Below are 19,434 nucleotides of genomic sequence, written 5' to 3'. Positions count from 1 at the left end.
CCCTGTCAGAGCGCTTTCAGAATCGCATCCACGCTGGCTTTGGCGTCGCCAAACAGCATGTGGGTGTTCTCTTTGAAGAACAGCGGGTTCTGCACCCCGGCATAGCCGGTATTCATGGAGCGTTTAAACACAATCACGTTCTGCGCCTTCCACACTTCCAGAACCGGCATACCGGCGATTGGGCTGCCCGGGTCGTCCTGTGCAGCAGGGTTAACGGTATCGTTGGCCCCAATGACCAGAACCGTGTCGGTATCAGAGAAATCATCGTTGATCTCGTCCATTTCCAGCACGATGTCGTAAGGCACTTTCGCCTCCGCCAGCAGCACGTTCATGTGGCCCGGCAGACGCCCTGCCACCGGGTGAATACCAAAGCGCACCTTGATGCCCCGCGCGCGCAGCTTCTCGGTGATTTCCGCCACCGGATACTGCGCCTGCGCCACCGCCATGCCGTAGCCTGGGGTGATAATGACCGTGTGCGAGTTTTTCAGCATGTCTGCGGTATCTTCCGCAGAAATTTCACGGTGCTCGCCCACTTCTTCATCCGCACTGGAAGAAGACCCATCGGTGCCGAAACCGCCGGCAATGACGCTAATGAACGAACGGTTCATCGCCTTACACATGATGTAGGACAGGATCGCACCGGAAGAACCCACCAGGGCACCGGTGACGATCAGCAGGTCGTTGCTCAGCATAAAGCCCGCCGCCGCTGCCGCCCAACCGGAATAGGAGTTCAGCATCGAGACCACCACCGGCATATCGGCACCGCCGATGGACGCCACCAGGTGCCAGCCGAAGGCCAGCGCAATAATGGTCATTACCAGCAACGCCAGCACCTGCAGGCCCACGCTTTCGGTACGCACGAAGATCACCAGCAGGACGAACGACACCACCAGCGCCGCCAGGTTCAGCTTATGACGATTTGGCAGCATCAGCGGTTTAGAGGAGATCTTCCCGCGCAGTTTACCGAACGCCACAATGGAGCCGGTGAAGGTCACCGCACCGATGAAGATACCGAGGAACACTTCCGTCAGGTGGATGTTCACCAGAATCGGTTCCAGACCCGGTTCGTGATAAAGGTAGCTGTTAAAGCCCACCAGCACCGCCGCCAGGCCCACAAAGCTGTGCAGAATGGCAACCAGCTCCGGCATCTCGGTCATTTCAACGCGTTTCGCCAGGCGAATACCAATCGCGCCGCCGATGATCATCGCCACCAGGATCCACGCCACGTTGCCGGTATCCGGCCCGAAAATGGTGGCAATCAGCGCAATCGCCATCCCGGCGATACCAAAGTTATTCCCCTGCTGAGACGTTTCGTGTTTGGAAAGCCCCGCCAGGCTGAAAATAAACAGGATTGCAGCAACAATGTATGCAGCTGTGACTAATCCTCCAGACATATGCTACCCCTTAGCCTTTACGAAACATTTTCAGCATGCGCTGAGTCACGGTGAAACCACCGAAAATATTGATACTGGCGATCAGCACCGCGATAAAGCTCAGGAAGCTGATCCAGCCGCCGTGACCAATCTGCAATAGCGCACCCACCACGATGATCCCGGAGATGGCGTTAGTGACCGACATCAGCGGGGTATGCAGCGCATGTGAGACGTTCCACACCACGTAGTAGCCCACCACGCAGGAGAGCGCGAAGACGGTAAAGTGGCCGAGGAACTCTTTGGGCGCGACGTCAGCCAGCCAGCCGAACAGAATAATCACCAGCGCCATGATCGCGTATTTACGCCACGGAGAAGCCGGTTTAGCGGGTTCTTTTGGTGCAGGCGCCGCTTTCGGTGCCGCCTGAGGCTGAGCAGAGACCTGAATCGGCGGTGCAGGCCAGGTAATTTCGCCTTCACGGACCACGGTCACGCCGCGGACCACGACATCGTCGAAATCAACGGTGACGTTGCCGTCTTTCTCTTTGCAAAGCAGCTTAAGCAGGTTGACGAGGTTGGTGCCGTACAGCTGAGAAGACTGCGTTGGCAGACGGCCCGGCAGATCGGTATAGCCGATCACCTTCACGCCGTTCGCGGTCGTGGTCACCTGATTCGGTACGGTATATTCACAGTTGCCGCCGTTTTGGGCGGCCAGGTCGACAATCACGCTGCCCGGCTTCATGGAGTCCACCATCTCACGGGTGATCAGCTTCGGTGCCGGTTTACCCGGAATCAGCGCGGTGGTGACAATAATGTCGACATCTTTCGCCTGAGCGGCGAAGAGGGCCATTTCGGCTTTGATAAAGGCTTCGGACATCACCTTCGCGTAGCCATCGCCGCTGCCGGCTTCTTCCTTGAAGTCCAGCTCAAGGAATTCGGCGCCCATACTCTGGACCTGTTCCTTAACTTCAGGACGGGTGTCAAAGGCGCGTACGATAGCGCCCAGGCTATTTGCCGCACCGATGGCAGCAAGGCCCGCCACGCCCGCGCCAATCACCATCACTTTTGCCGGAGGGACTTTACCCGCGGCGGTGATTTGACCGGTAAAGAAGCGACCAAATTCGTGGGCTGCTTCAACGATGGCGCGGTAGCCGGCAATGTTTGCCATTGAGCTTAAGGCATCCAGCGACTGCGCGCGCGAAATGCGCGGCACGGAGTCCATCGCCATCACCGTCACGCCACGGGCCGCCAGCTTTTCCATCAGCTCAGGGTTTTGCGCAGGCCAGATAAAGCTCACCAGCGTGGTGCCGGGATTCAGCAGCGCAATCTCACTCTCATCCGGTGCATTCACCTTCAGAATCACCGGCGACTGCCAGACCTCTGCACCGTCGACCACTTCCGCGCCAGCCTGGATAAAGGCTTCGTCATCGAAACTCGCCAGCTTGCCTGCGCCGCTTTCAACCGCGACCGTAAAACCCAGCTTAAGCAGTTGCTCCACCGTTTTCGGTGTTGCCGCTACGCGGGTTTCATTGGCTAACCGTTCTTTTGGTACCCCAATACGCATAGTTTTCCCTTCCATCGGTTTTTGATGATGGTTTATCGATAAATGCCCGCGGTTTGTATTCATTTTCACCCTCGCACGCGCGACGGGATAGAATTAACCCCGGAAAATAAAACAGTAACAAACTGTCTATAACCTACTGAAAATAGCGCCCGCGATCTACCGCCAGAAAACACTATTTCTTATTTTATCTGTGAAAAATAAGCGATCGGCGTCACTGACAGTGATATTTACCTTAAATTCATTGCCAGAACCGATAAATCGCGCAAGCGAAGCGGTAAAAACATGATATAGCGCCATATAAGAACATCTCATTAACATTAAATTAACTTGTAAAAGTCATATGCTTTATCAGTTTTACTTGTCAAACGCGTGTTTTTTCCACATATCACTAAATGTTATCGAATTCGGTGATTCAGTAAGCACAGGCAGTGAAAAATGGCGCAGACAGCGACGGGTTTTAAATGCAATAATCGGGACCGTCTCAAATTAACAACAATACCAGTACATGGTTTGCGCAAGGCGAAGGATCATTTTTATGAAGCTTAAGAACACACTCCTGGCGTCCGCACTTCTTTCCGCGACCGCCCTGTCTGCGAATGCCGCAACAGAGTTAACGCCGGAGCAAGCGGCAGCGTTAAAACCTTTTGACCATACGGTCATTGTGGGTCGTTATAATTCTATTGGCGACGCCGTCGCCGCTGCATCAAAAGCCGCAGATAAAAACGGGGCGGCCTCGTTTTATGTCGTTGACCAGTCCGATTACGGCAACAGCGGCAACCAGCGCGTGACCATTGCGTTGTTCAAGGACAATGCGCCAAAAGCTGACGCGCCGAAAAACCGCGTGATCAACGGTGTTGTTGAGCTGCCGAAAGATCAGGCGATTGAGCTGGAACCTTACGACACCGTCACCGTTCAGGGCTTCTACCGCAGCCAGCCAGAAGTGAACGACGCCATCACCAAAGCCGCAAAAGAGAAAGGGGCCTACTCTTTCTTCATCGTGCGTCAGGTTGATGCTAACCAGGGTGGCAACCAGCGTATTACCGCGTTCATCTATAAAAAAGATGCGAAAAAACGCGTTCTGCAAAGCCCGGATGCCATCCCTGCTAATTCAGAAGCAGGTCGCGCGGCAATAGCGAAAGGCGGCGAAGAAGCGAAGAAAGTTGAAATTCCAGGCGTCGCAACGACGGCGGCGCCAAGCGCTGAAGTGGGCCGTTTCTTTGAAACGCAGTCCACAAAAGGTGGCCGTTATTCCGTTACGCTGCCAGACGGTACCAAAATTGAAGAGCTGAACAACGCCACTGCCGCGCAGATGGTGCCGTTCGACAGCATCAAGTTTACCGGCAACTACGGCAACATGACGGAAGTCTCTTACCAGGTCGCGAAGCGTGCGGCGAAGAAAGGGGCGAAGTTCTACCACATCACCCGCCAGTGGCAGGAACGTGGTAACAACGTGACCATCAGCGCCGATCTGTACAAGTAACAAAATCGTTTACGAAAGGCGGCGCAATGCCGCCTTTTTTGTTACTTTTTTTGAATTTCTGCGACACGTCATTGCATGCTTTCGTTACACTCCGTAAAATCCCGCGCCTTAGCGTAATCCACCATTTTTATGCGCCCGAGCGAAATAATTATTCTGGATTCTGACCTTTCATAACAGGAAGCCAATGGAAAAGAAACTTGGCCTGAGTGCTCTGACTGCACTCGTTTTAAGCTCCATGCTGGGTGCAGGCGTATTCAGTTTGCCGCAAAATATGGCGGCCGTCGCCAGCCCTTCCGCGCTCATCATTGGCTGGGGCATTACCGGTGTCGGGATATTGCTGCTGGCCTTCGCCATGCTGCTGCTCACCCGCATTCGCCCGGATCTGGACGGCGGCATTTTCACCTATGCACGTGAAGGTTTCGGCGAGCTGATTGGCTTCTGTTCCGCGTGGGGATACTGGCTGTGCGCCGTTATCGCCAACGTCTCTTATCTGGTGATCGTCTTCTCAGCACTCAGTTTCTTTACCGACACGCCGGAGCTGCGCCTGTTTGGCGACGGAAATACCTGGCAGTCTATCGTGGGCGCCTCGGTGTTGCTGTGGTTCGTTCACTGGCTGGTGCTGCGCGGCGTACAAACGGCCGCCAGCATCAACCTGGTGGCAACGCTTGCCAAGCTGGTTCCGCTCGGCCTGTTTATCGTTCTGGCCTTTATTGCGTTCCGTATGGACGTATTTAAGCTCGACTTCAGCGGCGTTGCGCTGGGCGTTCCCGTCTGGGAGCAGGTGAAAAACACGATGCTGATTACCCTGTGGGTATTCATCGGTGTTGAAGGCGCGGTGGTGGTTTCTGCCCGCGCCCGCAATAAACGCGACGTGGGCCGCGCCACGCTGCTGGCCGTCCTGGCGGCGCTTGGCGTCTATCTGCTGGTGACGCTGCTGTCGCTGGGCGTGGTGGCCCGTCCTGAGCTGGCCGAAATGCGTAACCCGTCGATGGCAGGCCTGATGGTGAAAATGCTCGGCCCTTGGGGCGACGTGGTGATTGCCGCGGGTCTCATCATCTCCGTCTGCGGAGCGTACCTGAGCTGGACCATCATGGCGGCTGAAGTGCCGTTCCTGGCCGCGACGCACAAGGCGTTTCCACGGCTGTTTGCGCGCCAAAACAAAAACAGCGCACCGTCTGCCTCACTCTGGCTGACCAATATCAGCGTTCAGATCTGCCTGGTGCTGATCTGGCTCACAGGTTCAGACTATAACACGCTGCTGACCATCGCCTCGGAGATGATTCTGGTACCCTATTTCTTAGTGGGTGCGTATCTGTTAAAAATTGCCACACGTCCGGCGCATTATGTCGTGGGTGTCGGAGCCTGTATTTACGGCCTGTGGTTGTTGTATGCTTCCGGGCCAATGCACCTGCTGCTGTCGGTGGTGCTGTACGCGCCGGGGCTGCTGGTGTTTATCTACGCCCGCCGCACGCACCAGCTGGAGAACGCGCTGAAACGCCGTGAAATGGCACTAATTGGACTCTTACTGGTTGCTGCCGTACCGGCAACCTGGATGTTAATGGGATAGCATCGGCTTTCCCATTGTTGAACTGTAAAGGAGAATACGATGGGAAATGCACCGCTTCGCCCCATACTGATCACCGGTGGAGGCCGCCGTATCGGCCTCGCCCTCGCCCATCACTTTCTCAACCTTCACCATCCGGTCATCGTCAGCTACCGTACGGAATACCCGTCGATTGAAGGGTTACGCAAGGCCGGAGCGGTCTGCATTCAGGCTGATTTTTCAACCGACGAAGGCATTCAGGCTTTCGCGGAGCAGGTGAAATCCACCACGACGGGCCTGCGCGCCGTGATCCATAACGCCAGCGCGTGGCGGGCCGAAAAGCCCGGTACATCGCTTAGCGAAACGCTCTCCGCCATGTTGCAGATCCACGTTAATGCCCCTTATTTGCTCAACCACGCTCTGCAGGATCTCCTGCGCGGGCACGGGCATGCTGCGGGCGATATCATTCATTTCACCGACTATGTGGTGGAGCGCGGCAGCGACAAGCACATTGCCTATGCGGCCAGCAAAGCCGCGCTGGATAATATGACCCGCTCGTTCGCCCGCAAGCTCGCCCCCGAGGTGAAGGTGAACGCCATCGCCCCGGCGATGATTTTGTTTAACGAAAACGATGATGCGGAGTATCGCCAGCAGGCGCTGAATAAGTCGCTGATGAAAATCGCCCCGGGCGAGAAAGAGATCATCGACCTTGTGGATTACCTGCTCACCAGCTGCTACGTCACCGGCAGAACCTTTGCCGTGGACGGCGGCCGGCCGCTGCGCTAGTGGAAGCGGCTCCAGAAGAAAATTAACACCCAGGCGCTGAGTCCCCAGCAGACCACCGCCCCGCCCAGCGCCAGGGGAAGACGCAGAAAACCGGTGAAATACCACAGCGAAAGCAGGTAGAGAAAATACGGAATAATAGACCACATGCCGAACACGATGGTCGTGCGCAACGCTTCCGTGCCCCGCTCGGAAGCCACAATATAGTGAGCAATCAGCGCGAAGGTCGGGAAAAGTGGGATCAGCCCGGCAATGTAGTAATTTTTCGTTTTTGCCAGAATGCCAATCAGCAATACCACCAGCGCGCCCAGCGCGGCTTTGATCATCAGCCCCATACTTTTCCCTATAACAATCGACTCACAATATGGGCCAGAATAACGGAACCGGGGTTAATTTAGAAAGATTAATGGAAGGTTAAGGTTTCGCGGTGTATGTTGGCTTTTTTCACGAAAACAGACGCTGTATGAATAAGATTGTTTATGTTGAAGACGAACCCGAAGTCGGACAGCTGATCGCCGCCTATCTGGGTAAACACGATATGGACGTCATCGTTGAGCCTCGCGGCGATCGTGCCGAAGAGGTCGTCGTCCGTGAAAACCCGGATCTGGTGCTGCTGGATATCATGCTGCCAGGCAAAGACGGCATGACGCTCTGCCGCGACCTGCGCGCCCGGTGGGAGGGCCCTATCGTCCTGCTCACCTCGCTGGACAGCGATATGAACCACATCCTGTCGCTGGAGATGGGTGCCAATGACTACATTCTGAAAACCACGCCGCCTGCCGTCCTGCTTGCGCGCCTGCGCCTGCATTTGCGCCAGCACGCCACCATCGAACGCGAAGCGCCCGCGCCGTCGCTGACGCCGCACAAGGCGATGCGCTTCGGTACGCTGTCTATTGACCCCATTAACCGCCAGGTGCTGCTCTCGGGCGAGCTTATCGCCCTCTCCACCGCCGATTTTGATCTGCTGTGGGAACTTGCCACCCATGCCGGGCAAATCATGGACCGCGACGCGCTGCTGAAAAACCTGCGCGGCGTGAGCTATGACGGTATGGACCGCAGCGTTGACGTGGCGATCTCGCGCCTGCGCAAAAAGCTGCAGGATAACGCCACCGAGCCCTACCGCATTAAAACCGTGCGTAACAAGGGGTATCTGTTTGCCCCGCACGCCTGGGAAACCTGATTTCTCTCTCAGGCTAGCCGAACAAGCACGAAATGAAGGCATTACTCAGCGATGCCTTCATTTCACGCGTTTATTTTTACGTTTGCGCAACAATTATCTTGCTAAGCGCGCAAACTAATCCATAATTAACATTCATATTTCTCTTCTTTTAGACCACTCCGGGCCCAGCTACCCGCCCAAACCTGTCCCACACATTCCTTCCCATAAAATGTTGAAGTGAGGATTTAAGCCCATGAAATATGTATAGCTACCATGAAGTAGAAATCATCAAAACCAATCTTGAATGGATTGTTAATCAGATAGCACTTAGCCACTCCACCCCCTCACGCGCCGATCAAAAAGCGCTCTTTGACCTGCTGGAACTCATTCAGTCTTACGAAATGCTCCTGGACTTAATCAGGGACTTCGGTACGGATGTGATTGATACGCACATTGCGGAAGGCCTGGCCCTAACGGAAGAACTCATCGCCAAGGTCAAAAGAAACGCACACGCAGTGTAACAGGCGCCACAGACATGAAAACACCGTGCTTTTTTCATGTATATTCTCCTTATCGCGTTTTTCCGGTGAGATGGAATGAAAAAGCTGTTTGTGCAGTTTTATCTTTTACTGTTTGTCTGCTTCCTGGTTATGACCATGCTGGTCGGGCTGGTCTATAAATTTACCGCCGAACGTGCGGGCAGGCAGTCTCTGGACGATCTGATGAAAAGCTCGCTCTATCTGATGCGCAGCGAGCTGAGAGAGATCCCGCCACACGACTGGGCGAAAACCCTGAAAGAGCTGGATCTCAATCTGTCATTCGATTTACGCATTGAGCCGTTGAAAGATTTCGAGCTGGACGCGCCCGCCATGCAGCGCCTGCGCGACGGGGACATCGTCGCGCTGGATGAGAAATACACCTTTATTCAGCGTATTCCGCGCAGCCATTACGTGCTGGCCGTCGGGCCGGTGCCCTATCTCTACTATCTGCACCAGATGCGTCTGCTGGACATGGCGCTGATGGCGTTTATCGCCATTTCGCTCGCGTTTCCGGTCTTTATCTGGATGCGCCCACACTGGCAGGACATGCTCAAGCTGGAATCCGCCGCGCAGCGTTTTGGCGAGGGGCACTTTACCGAACGGATTCACTTCGACAGCGGTTCCAGCTTTGAACGTCTTGGGGTGGCCTTTAACCAGATGGCCGATAACATCAATGCCCTTATCGCCAGCAAGAAGCAGCTGATCGACGGGATTGCGCACGAGCTGCGCACGCCGCTGGTTCGCCTGCGCTATCGTCTGGAGATGAGCGAGAATCTGACGGAAGCCGAGTCTCAGGCGCTTAACCGCGATATTGGCCAGCTTGAAGCGCTGATTGAAGAGCTGCTGACCTATGCGCGCCTCGATCGTCCGCAAAACGAGCTTAACCTCAGCACGCCGGACCTGCCCGCCTGGCTGCAAACCCACATCGATGACGTTCAAAGCGTGAACCCGCAGCGCACGCTGTTGACGCGCGTCACGCCGGGGGAGTACGGCGCGCTCGATATGCGCCTGATGGAGCGCGTGCTCGATAACCTGATGAACAACGCCATGCGCTATAGCGAAAGTACGCTACAGATTGGCCTGGATCTGCAGGGCAATCAGGCCAGCCTGACGGTGGAAGATGACGGACCGGGTATCGCCCCGGAAGCGCGAGAAACCGTGTTTGAACCGTTTGTGCGCCTCGACCCCAGCCGCGATCGCGCCACCGGCGGATGCGGCCTGGGGCTGGCCATCGTCTACTCTATCGCGCAGGCCATGGGCGGCACGGTGCATTGCGAAGAGAGCGAGCTCGGCGGCGCGCGCTTCTGCTTTAGCTGGCCGGTGTACCATAACGTCGCCCTTCCCGTTCCTGTCTGACCTCAACCGCACGCTGGCCTGACCCGGCGTGCTGTGCTATATGATAAGTATGTTGTAACTAATGAGAGTGCCTATGGCGACCTACGATCTCCTCGAACGGCTGAACAGCACGTTTCGGGAAATAGAACACGAGCTGCTGACCCTGACCGAACGTTTGCAGACCTGCAGACTGCTGGCCGCACGCGTCTTTACCCTGCCCGACGTGGCCAAAGGGGCCGAGCACGACCCGCTGGACGCCATCGAGGTGAAACAGCACATCGGCAGCGCCGCCCTTGAGCTGGCGCTGAAACACTATCGTCACCTGTTTATCCAGCAGCAGTCAGAAAACCGCAGCAGCAAGGCGGCCGTGCGGTTGCCTGGCGTGATCTGCCTGCAAACCGATGCGGCCGCGCGCGAGGCGCTGGAAACACACATCACCCGCATCAACACCCTGAAAGCGGCATTTGAAAAGATCGTTACCGAAGAGTCCGGCCTCCCCCCTGCCGCCCGGTTTGAATGGGTGCACCGTCAGCTTCCGGGGCTGATTACCCTCAATGCCTATCGCACGCTGACGGTGCTGCGTCACCCCGCCACGCTGCGCTTCGGCTGGGCGAATAAGCACATCATTAAAAATTTCACCCGGGATGAGATTTTGGCCCAGCTGGAAAAGAGCCTGAAGACGCCGCGCACCGTTGCACCGTGGTCGCGTGAACAGTGGATCGAGCGCCTCGAGCAGGAGTACCACAGCATCGCCTCGCTGCCGGCGGACGCGCGCCTCAAGATAAAGCGCCCGGTGAAGGTGCAGCCTATCGCCCGCGTCTGGTATTCCGGCCAGCAAAAGCAGGTGCAGTATGCCTGCCCGACGCCGCTGATTGCGCTTTATGATGCCGATCGGGGGGCCATCGTGCCGGATATTGGTGAGTTGCTGAATTATGATGCGGACAATGTCCAGCACCGTTACCGACCTCAGGCGCAGCCGCTGCAGCTGATTATCCCGCGGCTGCACCTGTACGTGGCGGGTTGATTATTTCAGGCTGCCGACCATTGCCTCGGGGCGCACCCAGGCGTCGAACTCCGCCTCCGTCAGATAGCCCAGCGCCAGGGCGGAGGCTTTCAGCGTCAGCCCCTCCTTATGCGCTTTTTTGGCGATCTCGGCGGCTTTGTCGTAGCCAATGTGGGTATTCAGCGCCGTCACCAGCATCAGGGATTCATTAAGCAGCTGGCTGATACGTTCGCGATTTGGCTCAATCCCGACCGCACAGTGCTCGTTAAAGCTCTCCATCCCGTCCGCCAGCAGACGAATCGATTGCAGCACGTTGTGGATCACCATCGGGCGATAGACGTTCAGCTCGAAGTTGCCGGACGCCCCGCCCAGGTTGACGGCCACGTCGTTGCCCAGTACCTGACAGCAGAGCATGGTCATGGCTTCGCACTGGGTCGGGTTCACTTTACCCGGCATGATGGAGCTGCCTGGCTCGTTTTCCGGGATGCTGATTTCACCGATGCCGCAGCGCGGGCCCGAGGCCAGCCAGCGGACGTCGTTGGCAATTTTCATCAGCGACGCCGCCAGCCCTTTCAGCGCGCCGTGGGCGTGGACCAGCGCATCGCAGGTCGCCAGCGCTTCGAACTTGTTGGGCGCGGTGACGAACGGCTGCCCGGTGATGTTTGCCAGCTCCTGCGCCACGCGCACCGCGTATTCCGGATGGGTGTTTAACCCGGTCCCGACCGCCGTGCCGCCGAGCGCCAGCTCCGCCAGGTGCGGCAGGCTGTACTCAATATGCTTCAGGTTATGTTCCAGCATCGCCACCCAGCCGGAAATCTCCTGGCCAAGGGTGAGCGGCGTGGCGTCCTGCAGGTGCGTACGGCCAATTTTGACGATGTCGCGGAAGGCCTGCGCCTTATCGTTGAGCGTGGATTTGAGCACGTTGAGCTGCGGGATAAGCTGCTCGCGGACAGCAATCACCGCCGCCACGTGCATCGCCGTGGGGAAGACGTCGTTGGAGCTCTGGCTTTTGTTAACGTCATCGTTCGGGTGGATCTTACGCTCCATGCCGCGCACGCCGCCCAGCAGCTCGCTTGCCCGGTTCGCCAGCACTTCATTCATGTTCATGTTGCTTTGGGTGCCGGACCCGGTCTGCCAGATGGCGAGGGGGAATTCATCGGGATGCTTGCCCGCCAGCACTTCGTCGGCGGCGTTAATGATGGCGGTCGCTTTGTCCGCCGCCAGCAGGCCTAAATCCTGATTCACTTTCGCGGCGGCGCGTTTGGTGAGCGCCAGCGCCTGAATCAGCGAGACCGGCATTTTTTCAGTCGAGATACGAAAATGTTCCAGCGAACGCTGGGTTTGCGCGCCCCATAGCTTGTCGGCCGGGACGTCGATGGCGCCCATCGAGTCTTTCTCATGGCGTACCGTTGTCATGACTTTCTCCTTGATAACAAAAGCGGGATTGCTCACGTGCTTAAAGGATAAGTATTAATGACTTCTGAGAAACGATATGGCGCTTTGTGCGCTCTTTTTGATGCCGGGTGGCGGCTTCGCCTTACCCGGCAATTTACAGAATTACTTCACACACGCCGAACACTGGGACGACTGGATCTGCTTGAAGAAGTCGTTACCTTTGTCATCCACGAGGATAAACGCCGGGAAATCTTCCACTTCAATTTTCCAGATCGCTTCCATACCCAGTTCCGGGTACTCCACGCACTCCAGGCTCTTGATGCTGCCCTGCGCCAGGACCGCCGCCGGGCCGCCGATGCTGCCAAGATAGAAACCGCCGTGCTTGTGGCAGGCATCCGTCACCTGCTGGCTGCGGTTGCCTTTCGCCAGCATGATCATGCTGCCGCCGTTGGCCTGCAGCTGGTCGACGTACGAGTCCATACGGCCCGCCGTGGTTGGGCCTAACGAGCCGGACGCATACCCCTCAGGCGTTTTCGCCGGGCCCGCGTAGTAGATCGGGTGATCTTTAATGTACTGCGGCAGCCCTTCGCCGTTGTCCAGACGCTCTTTCAGCTTCGCGTGCGCGATGTCGCGGCCGACGATAATCGTGCCGTTCAGGGAAAGGCGAGTCGAAACCGGGTACTGCGACAGCTGCGCCAGGATCTCTTTCATCGGACGGTTGAGGTCAACGCGAACCGCTTCACCCTCACCCGCTTTACGCAGCTCTTCCGGGATGTACTTGCCCGGGTTGTTTTCCAGTTTTTCGATCCACACGCCTTCGCGGTTGATCTTGGCCTTGATGTTGCGATCCGCAGAGCAGGAGACGCCCATGCCGACCGGGCAGGATGCGCCGTGGCGCGGCAGGCGGATCACGCGCACGTCGTGGGCAAAGTATTTGCCGCCAAACTGCGCCCCGAGGCCCAGGTTACGCGCCTCTTCCAGCAGCTCCTGTTCAAGCTGCACGTCGCGGAACGCCTGGCCGTGCTCGTTACCTTCGGTCGGCAGGCCGTCGTAGTATTTGGTTGAGGCCAGCTTCACGGTTTTCAGCGTGCTTTCCGCCGAGGTGCCGCCAATCACAAACGCGATATGGTACGGCGGGCACGCCGCGGTGCCGAGAGTGCGCATCTTTTCAACCAGGTAGTTCTTCAGCTTGCCCGGGGTGAGCAGCGCTTTGGTTTCCTGGTAGAGATAGGTTTTGTTGGCCGAACCGCCGCCTTTGGCGATGCAGAGGAATTTGTACTCGTCACCGTCGACGCTGTAGAGATCGATCTGTGCGGGCAGGTTGGTGCCGGTGTTGACCTCTTTGTACATATCCAGCGCGGCGTTTTGCGAGTAGCGCAGGTTATCTTCGGTGTAGGTGTTGTAAACACCGTGCGCCAGCGCCGCTTCATCGCCGCCGCCGGTCCAGACGCGCTGGCCTTTTTTACCGACGATGATCGCCGTGCCGGTATCCTGGCAGGTTGGCAGAATGCCTTTCGCCGCGATATCGGAGTTACGCAGGAACTGCAGGGCAACGTATTTATCGTTCTCGCTGGCTTCCGGGTCGCTCAGAATATCGGCCACCTGCTGCTGATGCGCAGGACGGAGCATAAACGAGGCGTCGTGGAATGCGTGCTGCGCCAGCAGCGTCAGCGCCTGCGGATCCACCTTGAGGATCTCTTGTCCTTCAAACTCGGAGACGGAGACGTGATCGCGGGTTAACAGGTAATACTCGGTCCGATCCTTACTCAGCGGGAAAGGATCCTGATAATGGAAGGGTTTATTCGACATTGTTCTCTCACTTACTGCTTCGGTCTGATTATTCAGGGCAGATGTTCCGCTGCCCGGCTTAAAAGCGAGTCAGCTTATCCTACACAATTTTTTAACAAAAACTGAGACTAGTACGACTTTTTACATCCACAGGTTACTTCCATGTGGTTTATTGCTTTAATACGCGGAGTTAATTCCACATTTGAATCAGGGCTTGATAATGCAAAAACTCATTAACTCAGTGCAAAACTACGCCTGGGGAAGTAAAACTGCGTTAACGGATCTCTACGGTATCGCGAACCCGAACAACCTGCCGATGGCAGAACTGTGGATGGGGGCGCACCCGAAGAGCAGCTCAAAAATTGAAGACGCCAGCGGCCAGGTACGCAGCCTGCGTGACGTCATCGACGCCGATAAGGCCGCGCTGCTGGGCGACAAGGTGGCTCAACGCTTTGGTGAACTGCCGTTCCTGTTTAAGGTACTGTGCGCCGACCAGCCGCTCTCCATCCAGGTTCACCCGAACAAGAAAGCGTCTGAAATCGGCTTTGCGAAAGAGAACGCGGCAGGTATTCCGCTAGACGCCGCCGAGCGTAACTACAAAGATCCTAACCACAAGCCGGAGCTGGTGTTCGCGTTGACGCCGTTCCTGGCGATGAACGCGTTCCGCGAGTTTTCAGAGATTATCTCCCTGCTGCAGCCGGTCGCGGGTGCCCATAACGCTATCGCGCATTTCCTCGAAAACCCGAACGCCGACGCGCTGAGCCAGCTGTTTGCCAGCCTGCTGAATATGCAGGGTGAAGAAAAATCCCACGCGCTGGCGGTGCTGAAAGCGGCCCTGAACAGCCAGCACGGTGAACCGTGGGAGACCATCCGCCTGATTTCCGAGTTCTACCCGGACGACAGCGGCCTGTTCTCTCCTCTGCTGCTGAACGTGGTGAAGCTGAACCCGGGCGAAGCGATGTTCCTGTTCGCGGAAACCCCGCACGCCTATCTGCAGGGCGTGGCGCTGGAGGTGATGGCCAACTCCGATAACGTGCTGCGCGCGGGGCTGACGCCAAAATACATCGACATTCCCGAGCTGGTTGCCAACGTGAAGTTCGTGGCGAAACCTGCCGCAGAGCTGCTGACGCAGCCGGTGAAAAACGGCGCAGAGCTGGACTTCCCGATCCCGGTTGAGGATTTTGCCTTCTCCCTGCACGATCTGAGCCGCGCTGAAACCTCGGTGGCTCAGGAGAGCGCGGCGATCCTGTTCTGCGTGGAAGACGAAGCGACGCTGCACAAAGGCGAACAGCGTCTGGTGCTTAAGCCCGGTGAGTCAGCATTCGTTGCAGCCAATGAGTCTCCGGTTAGCGTAAGCGGCACCGGGCGCCTGGCGCGCGTTTTCAATAAGCTTTAAGCACTTACTGAATTTTTTAACAACTCTTGCTAAGCTAGTTGCAGGCTTAATATCTCCGGGCGGTTTTTACCGCCTGGTTTCATTTTAGGGATAGTCGCAATGAAAAAATCGGTCGTAGCGGTTGGAGTGATTGTAGCGTTGGGCGTGGTCTGGACGGGGGCTTCCTGGTTTACCGGGAAACAGCTGGAAGGCCGCCTGGCTGAGATGGTGGCGCAGGCAAACGGAGAGATTAAGCGCAGCGCGCCGGAGGCGGGTCTGGAGCTGAGCTACCAGAACTATCACCGCGGCGTGTTCACCAGCCGTATGCAGCTGGTGGTGAAGCCGGTTGCTGGTAGTGAAAACGGCTGGCTGAAGCCGGGCCAGAGCGTGATTCTGGACGAAGTGGTGAGCCACGGCCCCCTTCCGCTGGCGCAGCTGAAGTCCTTTAACCTGATCCCGTCCATGGCATCCGTTCATACCGTGCTGGTGAACAACGACGTCACCAAACCGCTATTTGACCTGGCAAAGAATGAATCGCCTTTCGACATTAACACCCGCATCAGCTATGCCGGTGACACGCGTTCCGATATTGCGCTGAAAGCGCTGAACTACGAGAAAGAGAATGAGAAAGTCGCCTTCAGCGGCGGCAACTTCAAGCTTGACGCGGACCGCGACGGGAACGTGTTCTCCCTGACGGGTGAAGCGGAAAGCGGCCTGGTCAATGCCGTGAACGAATACAATCAAAAAGTTCAGCTCACCTTCAACAACCTGAAAGCCGACGGCAACAGCCGAATGACCGATTTCCAGGAGCGTATCGGCGATCAGAAACTGTCTCTCGATAAAGTTGCCATTGCGGTTGAAGGGAAAGAGATGGCCGTGCTGGAAGGCATGGACGTCAACGGTAAATCCGACGTTTCTAAAGACGGCAAGAGCATCAACACGCAGCTGGACTACACGCTTAAAAGCCTGAAAGTGCAGAATCAGGATCTGGGTACCGGCAAACTGTCGCTGAAGATCGGCAATATCGATGGCCAGGCGTGGCACGAATTTAGCCAGAAATACAGCAAAGAGAGTCAGGCGCTGCTGACCGATGCCGCGCTGCAGCAGAACCCTGAGGTGTACCAGCAGCAGGCCATGGAGGTACTGTTCAACAACCTGCCGATCCTGCTCAAGGGAGAGCCGGTCATCACCGTTGCGCCGCTGAGCTGGAAAAACAGCAAAGGCGAAACCAGCTTCAACCTGTCGCTGTTCCTGAAAGATCCGGCCACCGCAACGGGTGAACCGCAGACGCTGGCGCAGGAAGTGGATCGCAGCGTGAAGTCGCTCGACAGCAAGCTGACCATCCCGATGGATATGGCGACCGAGTTTATGACCCAGATTGCGAAGCTGGAAGGCTACGGCGATGAAGACGCCGGCAAGCTGGCGAACCAGCAGGTGAAAGGTCTGGCGGCCATGGGCCAGATGTTCCGCATCACGAAGGTGGACAACAACACGATTTCCACCAGCCTGCAGTACGCCAACGGCCAGGTCACGCTCAACGGCGACAAGATGCCGCTGGAAGACTTCGTCGGCATGTTTGGTATGCCGACGCTGGGGATGCCTGAACCGGCAGCACCGGCTGCGCCAGCCGAACCGGCCGCGCCGCAGCAGTAAACGTCAAAACCCCTCGCATGAGGGGTTTTTTATTGTCACCAGGTGGTTCGAATCTTTTGTAGGCCCGTGCAAGCGCAGCGCCGCCGGGCGATGTGCAGCGGAGTTTATTTCACCGGCACCAGCCGTGCCGCCACAATCTGGTGCCCGGCCTGCACGTCCGTATTTTCGATGCGCTGCATGATCCTGTCCGCCAGGGTGTAGCCCATCTCGCGCGCAGGGGTGGTGGCCCAGACGATCGGCAGATCGTCGAGCGCGCTTTCACCGACGTCGGCGAACGCCCCGAGCGCCACCTGGTGGCCGAAGAAGGTTTCCACTCCGCCCTCGCCGCTCTGGCGTCCGGCGCGGATCAGGCCAAACCAGGCCCCCATCGCGATCGCGTCGTTGTAGCAAATCACGGCACTGATCGTCGGGCTGCTTCGCAGCAGCGCGCCTATCGCTTCCGCCGCTTTCTTCTGGCTGGGTTCACACTCCACCACCCATTCGCTGTGGAACGGCAGGCCGTATTTAATGAGCGTCGCGCAGTAGCCGCCTACCCGTTCCGCGCGCGTCAGGGACGAGCTTTTCCCCCCCAGCCAGGCAATGCGCTGATGCCCGCGACGAATCAGATGTTCGGTCAACATTTGCGCGGCCTGCATGTTATCCGGGCGCAGCGTGTCGGCCTCGTCCAGGTAGCTGGCGCGTGAGGCAAAGACCAGCGGCACGCCTTTTTCGGCGGCGCGCTCGCACAGTTCGCTACCCACGCCCGACGCCCCGGCGACGATCACTCCGTCCACTCCCTGGTTCAGCAGCATATCGAGCCGGGAAAGAAGCTGATCGGCCTCGCGACCGCCGTGAAGCAGAAAAACCATGCGCCCCTGCGCTTCAAGCGCTTCGGTTAGCCCGGCGGTCAGTTCTGCATAAAACGGAGACGTCAGATCCCGCACAATCAGGCCAATCACCCCGCTTTGCCCGCCGCGCAGCGCCGACGCCTGGCGGTTACGCACGAAGCCCAGCTGTTCAACCGCCTCGTTAACCCGCTGACCGGTTGCAGGCGAGATCCGCCCTTTTCCGCTGAGCACCAGAGAAACGGTGCTGACGGAAACGCCCGCCGCCAGCGCGACATCGTTGATGGTGATTTTTTTCGCTACAGCCATGTGTCGGCGTGACTCCCTGAAATGAGATCGGTAAAACGTTTTATCAATACGTTATCTTTATACTACCAGTTAATGCCCGAGAATGTGATTTAGCGCGCACTAAACTTTGATAAAACGTTTTATCTTCTCGCAGCATTGAAGCAGATAAACTGATTTTAACAATAAAGGAGTCGTTTTATGACGGCGAAAGCAGCACAAAAAATATCGCTGTGGGAGTTTTTCCAGCAACTGGGTAAAACCTTTATGCTGCCCGTGGCACTCCTCTCGTTCTGCGGGATCATGCTCGGGATCGGCAGTTCACTCAGCAGTAAAGACGTCATCACGCTCATCCCGTTCCTCGGTACCCCCGTGCTGCAGGCCATCTTCATCTGGATGAGTAAAGTCGGCTCCTTTGCCTTTAGCTTCCTGCCCGTGATGTTCTGCATCGCAATCCCGCTGGGCCTGGCGCGCGAGAACAAAGGCGTCGCGGCGTTTGCCGGTTTCGTGGGTTACGCCGTGATGAACCTGGCGGTTAACTTCTGGCTGACCGCGAAAGGCATTCTGCCGACCACCGACGCCGCCGTGCTGAAGGCCAACAACATTCAGAGCGTGATTGGCATCCAGTCTATTGATACCGGGATCCTCGGGGCGGTGATCGCCGGGGTGATTATCTGGATGCTGCACGAACGCTTCCACAATATTCGCCTGCCGGATGCCCTGGCCTTCTTCGGCGGTACCCGCTTTGTGCCGATTGTAACCCTGGTGGTCATGGGCCTGTTTGGTTTGATCATACCGCTGATCTGGCCGGTCTTTGCGCTGGGCATCAACGGCATTGGCCGCATCATTAACGGCGCGGGCGATTTTGGTCCGATGATCTTCGGTACCGGCGAGCGTTTGCTGCTGCCGTTTGGCCTGCAGCATATCCTGGTCGCCCTGATCCGCTTCACCGAAGCGGGCGGGACGATGGACGTGTGCGGTCACGACGTGAGCGGCGCGCTGACCATCTTCCAGGCGCAGCTGAGCTGCCCAACCACTCACGGCTTCTCCGAAAGCGCCACCCGCTTCCTCTCGCAGGGTAAAATGCCGGCCTTCCTCGGCGGCCTGCCGGGTGCGGCGCTGGCGATGTACCACTGCGCCCGCCCGGAAAACCGTCACAAAATTAAAGGCCTGCTGATTTCCGGCGTCATCGCCTGCGTCGTCGGCGGCACCACCGAGCCTATCGAATTCCTGTTCCTGTTTGTTGCGCCGGTGCTGTACCTCATCCACGCCGTGCTGACCGGTCTGGGCTTTACCGTTATGGCGGTGCTGGGCGTCACCATCGGTAACACTAAAGTA

Annotated in this window: 15 protein-coding genes and 1 pseudogene; 10 read left to right on the top strand and 6 right to left on the bottom strand. The window is 57.3% G+C overall.

The features are described 5' to 3' along the window. Window positions 1-5: 5 nt before the first annotated feature. Window positions 6-1,394, bottom strand: coding sequence for a Re/Si-specific NAD(P)(+) transhydrogenase subunit beta (gene pntB / locus FY206_RS11270; protein ID WP_032640083.1), 1,389 nt, complete (start codon window positions 1,392-1,394; stop codon window positions 6-8). Between the two features lie 10 nt (window positions 1,395-1,404). Next, window positions 1,405-2,934: a Re/Si-specific NAD(P)(+) transhydrogenase subunit alpha gene (gene pntA / locus FY206_RS11265; protein ID WP_032640081.1), complete on the bottom strand. Its 1,530-nt coding sequence runs from the start codon at window positions 2,932-2,934 to the stop codon at window positions 1,405-1,407. A gap of 535 nt (window positions 2,935-3,469) precedes the next feature. Here pntA and ydgH point away from each other — a divergent pair. The 3 genes from ydgH (at window position 3,470) to folM (ending at window position 6,743) form a co-directional block, all read left to right on the top strand. After that, window positions 3,470-4,414, top strand: coding sequence for a DUF1471 family protein YdgH (gene ydgH / locus FY206_RS11260; protein WP_032640078.1), 945 nt, complete (start codon window positions 3,470-3,472; stop codon window positions 4,412-4,414). A gap of 184 nt (window positions 4,415-4,598) precedes the next feature. Then, window positions 4,599-5,981: an amino acid permease gene (locus tag FY206_RS11255; RefSeq protein WP_032640075.1), complete on the top strand. Its 1,383-nt coding sequence runs from the start codon at window positions 4,599-4,601 to the stop codon at window positions 5,979-5,981. 39 nt (window positions 5,982-6,020) lie between these two features. Next, entirely contained in the window at window positions 6,021-6,743 is a 723-nt protein-coding gene (folM, locus tag FY206_RS11250; RefSeq protein ID WP_032640073.1) for a dihydromonapterin reductase, read from the top strand. Here folM and FY206_RS11245 read toward each other — a convergent pair. After that, the gene (locus FY206_RS11245; RefSeq protein WP_032640070.1) at window positions 6,740-7,075 is read right to left on the bottom strand and encodes a GlpM family protein; all 336 of its coding nucleotides are present in this window, start codon (window positions 7,073-7,075) and stop codon (window positions 6,740-6,742) included. The two genes, folM and FY206_RS11245, sit on opposite strands and share 4 nt — an antisense overlap. Before the next feature lie 128 nt (window positions 7,076-7,203). Between FY206_RS11245 and rstA the strand changes: the two genes are divergently transcribed. From rstA to tus, 4 genes are all read left to right on the top strand, one after another. After that, window positions 7,204-7,920, top strand: coding sequence for a two-component system response regulator RstA (gene rstA / locus FY206_RS11240; RefSeq protein WP_032642562.1), 717 nt, complete (start codon window positions 7,204-7,206; stop codon window positions 7,918-7,920). A gap of 239 nt (window positions 7,921-8,159) precedes the next feature. Next, a complete protein-coding gene (locus tag FY206_RS11235) occupies window positions 8,160-8,420 on the top strand; it encodes a hypothetical protein (RefSeq protein ID WP_032640068.1) in 261 nt (86 codons plus the stop codon). Window positions 8,421-8,495: 75 nt separating this feature from the next. Then, on the top strand, window positions 8,496-9,794 hold the full coding sequence (gene rstB, locus FY206_RS11230; RefSeq protein WP_032640066.1) for a two-component system sensor histidine kinase RstB: 1,299 nt from the start codon (window positions 8,496-8,498) through the stop codon (window positions 9,792-9,794). Window positions 9,795-9,867: 73 nt separating this feature from the next. Next, entirely contained in the window at window positions 9,868-10,797 is a 930-nt protein-coding gene (gene tus / locus FY206_RS11225; protein WP_032640064.1) for a DNA replication terminus site-binding protein, read from the top strand. Here tus and fumC read toward each other — a convergent pair whose 3' ends face one another. Both fumC and fumA read right to left on the bottom strand, forming a co-directional pair. Beyond that, window positions 10,798-12,192 carry a class II fumarate hydratase gene (fumC, locus tag FY206_RS11220; RefSeq protein ID WP_032640062.1) on the bottom strand — a complete coding sequence of 465 codons (1,395 nt, stop codon included), beginning with the start codon at window positions 12,190-12,192 and terminating at the stop codon, window positions 10,798-10,800. It lies immediately after the preceding gene. A 141-nt stretch (window positions 12,193-12,333) separates the two neighbouring features. Then, a complete protein-coding gene (gene fumA, locus FY206_RS11215) occupies window positions 12,334-13,980 on the bottom strand; it encodes a class I fumarate hydratase FumA (protein ID WP_032640060.1) in 1,647 nt (548 codons plus the stop codon). Between the two features lie 199 nt (window positions 13,981-14,179). On the opposite strand from fumA, the gene manA reads away from it, so the two are divergent. Together manA and FY206_RS11205 are read left to right on the top strand one after the other, a co-directional pair. Then, the gene (gene manA, locus FY206_RS11210; protein WP_032640058.1) at window positions 14,180-15,355 is read left to right on the top strand and encodes a mannose-6-phosphate isomerase; all 1,176 of its coding nucleotides are present in this window, start codon (window positions 14,180-14,182) and stop codon (window positions 15,353-15,355) included. Window positions 15,356-15,454: 99 nt separating this feature from the next. Next, complete coding sequence (locus tag FY206_RS11205; RefSeq protein WP_032640056.1) at window positions 15,455-16,987, top strand: YdgA family protein; 1,533 nt, start codon at window positions 15,455-15,457, stop codon at window positions 16,985-16,987. 104 nt (window positions 16,988-17,091) lie between these two features. Here the strand turns inward: FY206_RS11205 and FY206_RS11200 are convergent, their stop codons facing one another. Beyond that, window positions 17,092-18,120 carry a Mal regulon transcriptional regulator MalI gene (locus tag FY206_RS11200; RefSeq protein ID WP_032640054.1) on the bottom strand — a complete coding sequence of 343 codons (1,029 nt, stop codon included), beginning with the start codon at window positions 18,118-18,120 and terminating at the stop codon, window positions 17,092-17,094. Window positions 18,121-18,297: 177 nt separating this feature from the next. Between FY206_RS11200 and malX the strand changes: the two are divergent. Next, window positions 18,298-19,428 (top strand): annotated as a pseudogene (malX, locus tag FY206_RS11195) (PTS maltose transporter subunit IICB); the annotation flags it as partial. Between the last annotated feature and the right edge of the window lie 6 nt (window positions 19,429-19,434).

The sequence above is a fragment of the Enterobacter chengduensis genome (genome assembly GCF_001984825.2).
Lineage (GTDB): Bacteria > Pseudomonadota > Gammaproteobacteria > Enterobacterales > Enterobacteriaceae > Enterobacter > Enterobacter chengduensis.
The sequence above is the reverse complement of the archived record's forward strand: the minus strand, read 5'-3'. Positions and strand labels throughout refer to the sequence as shown.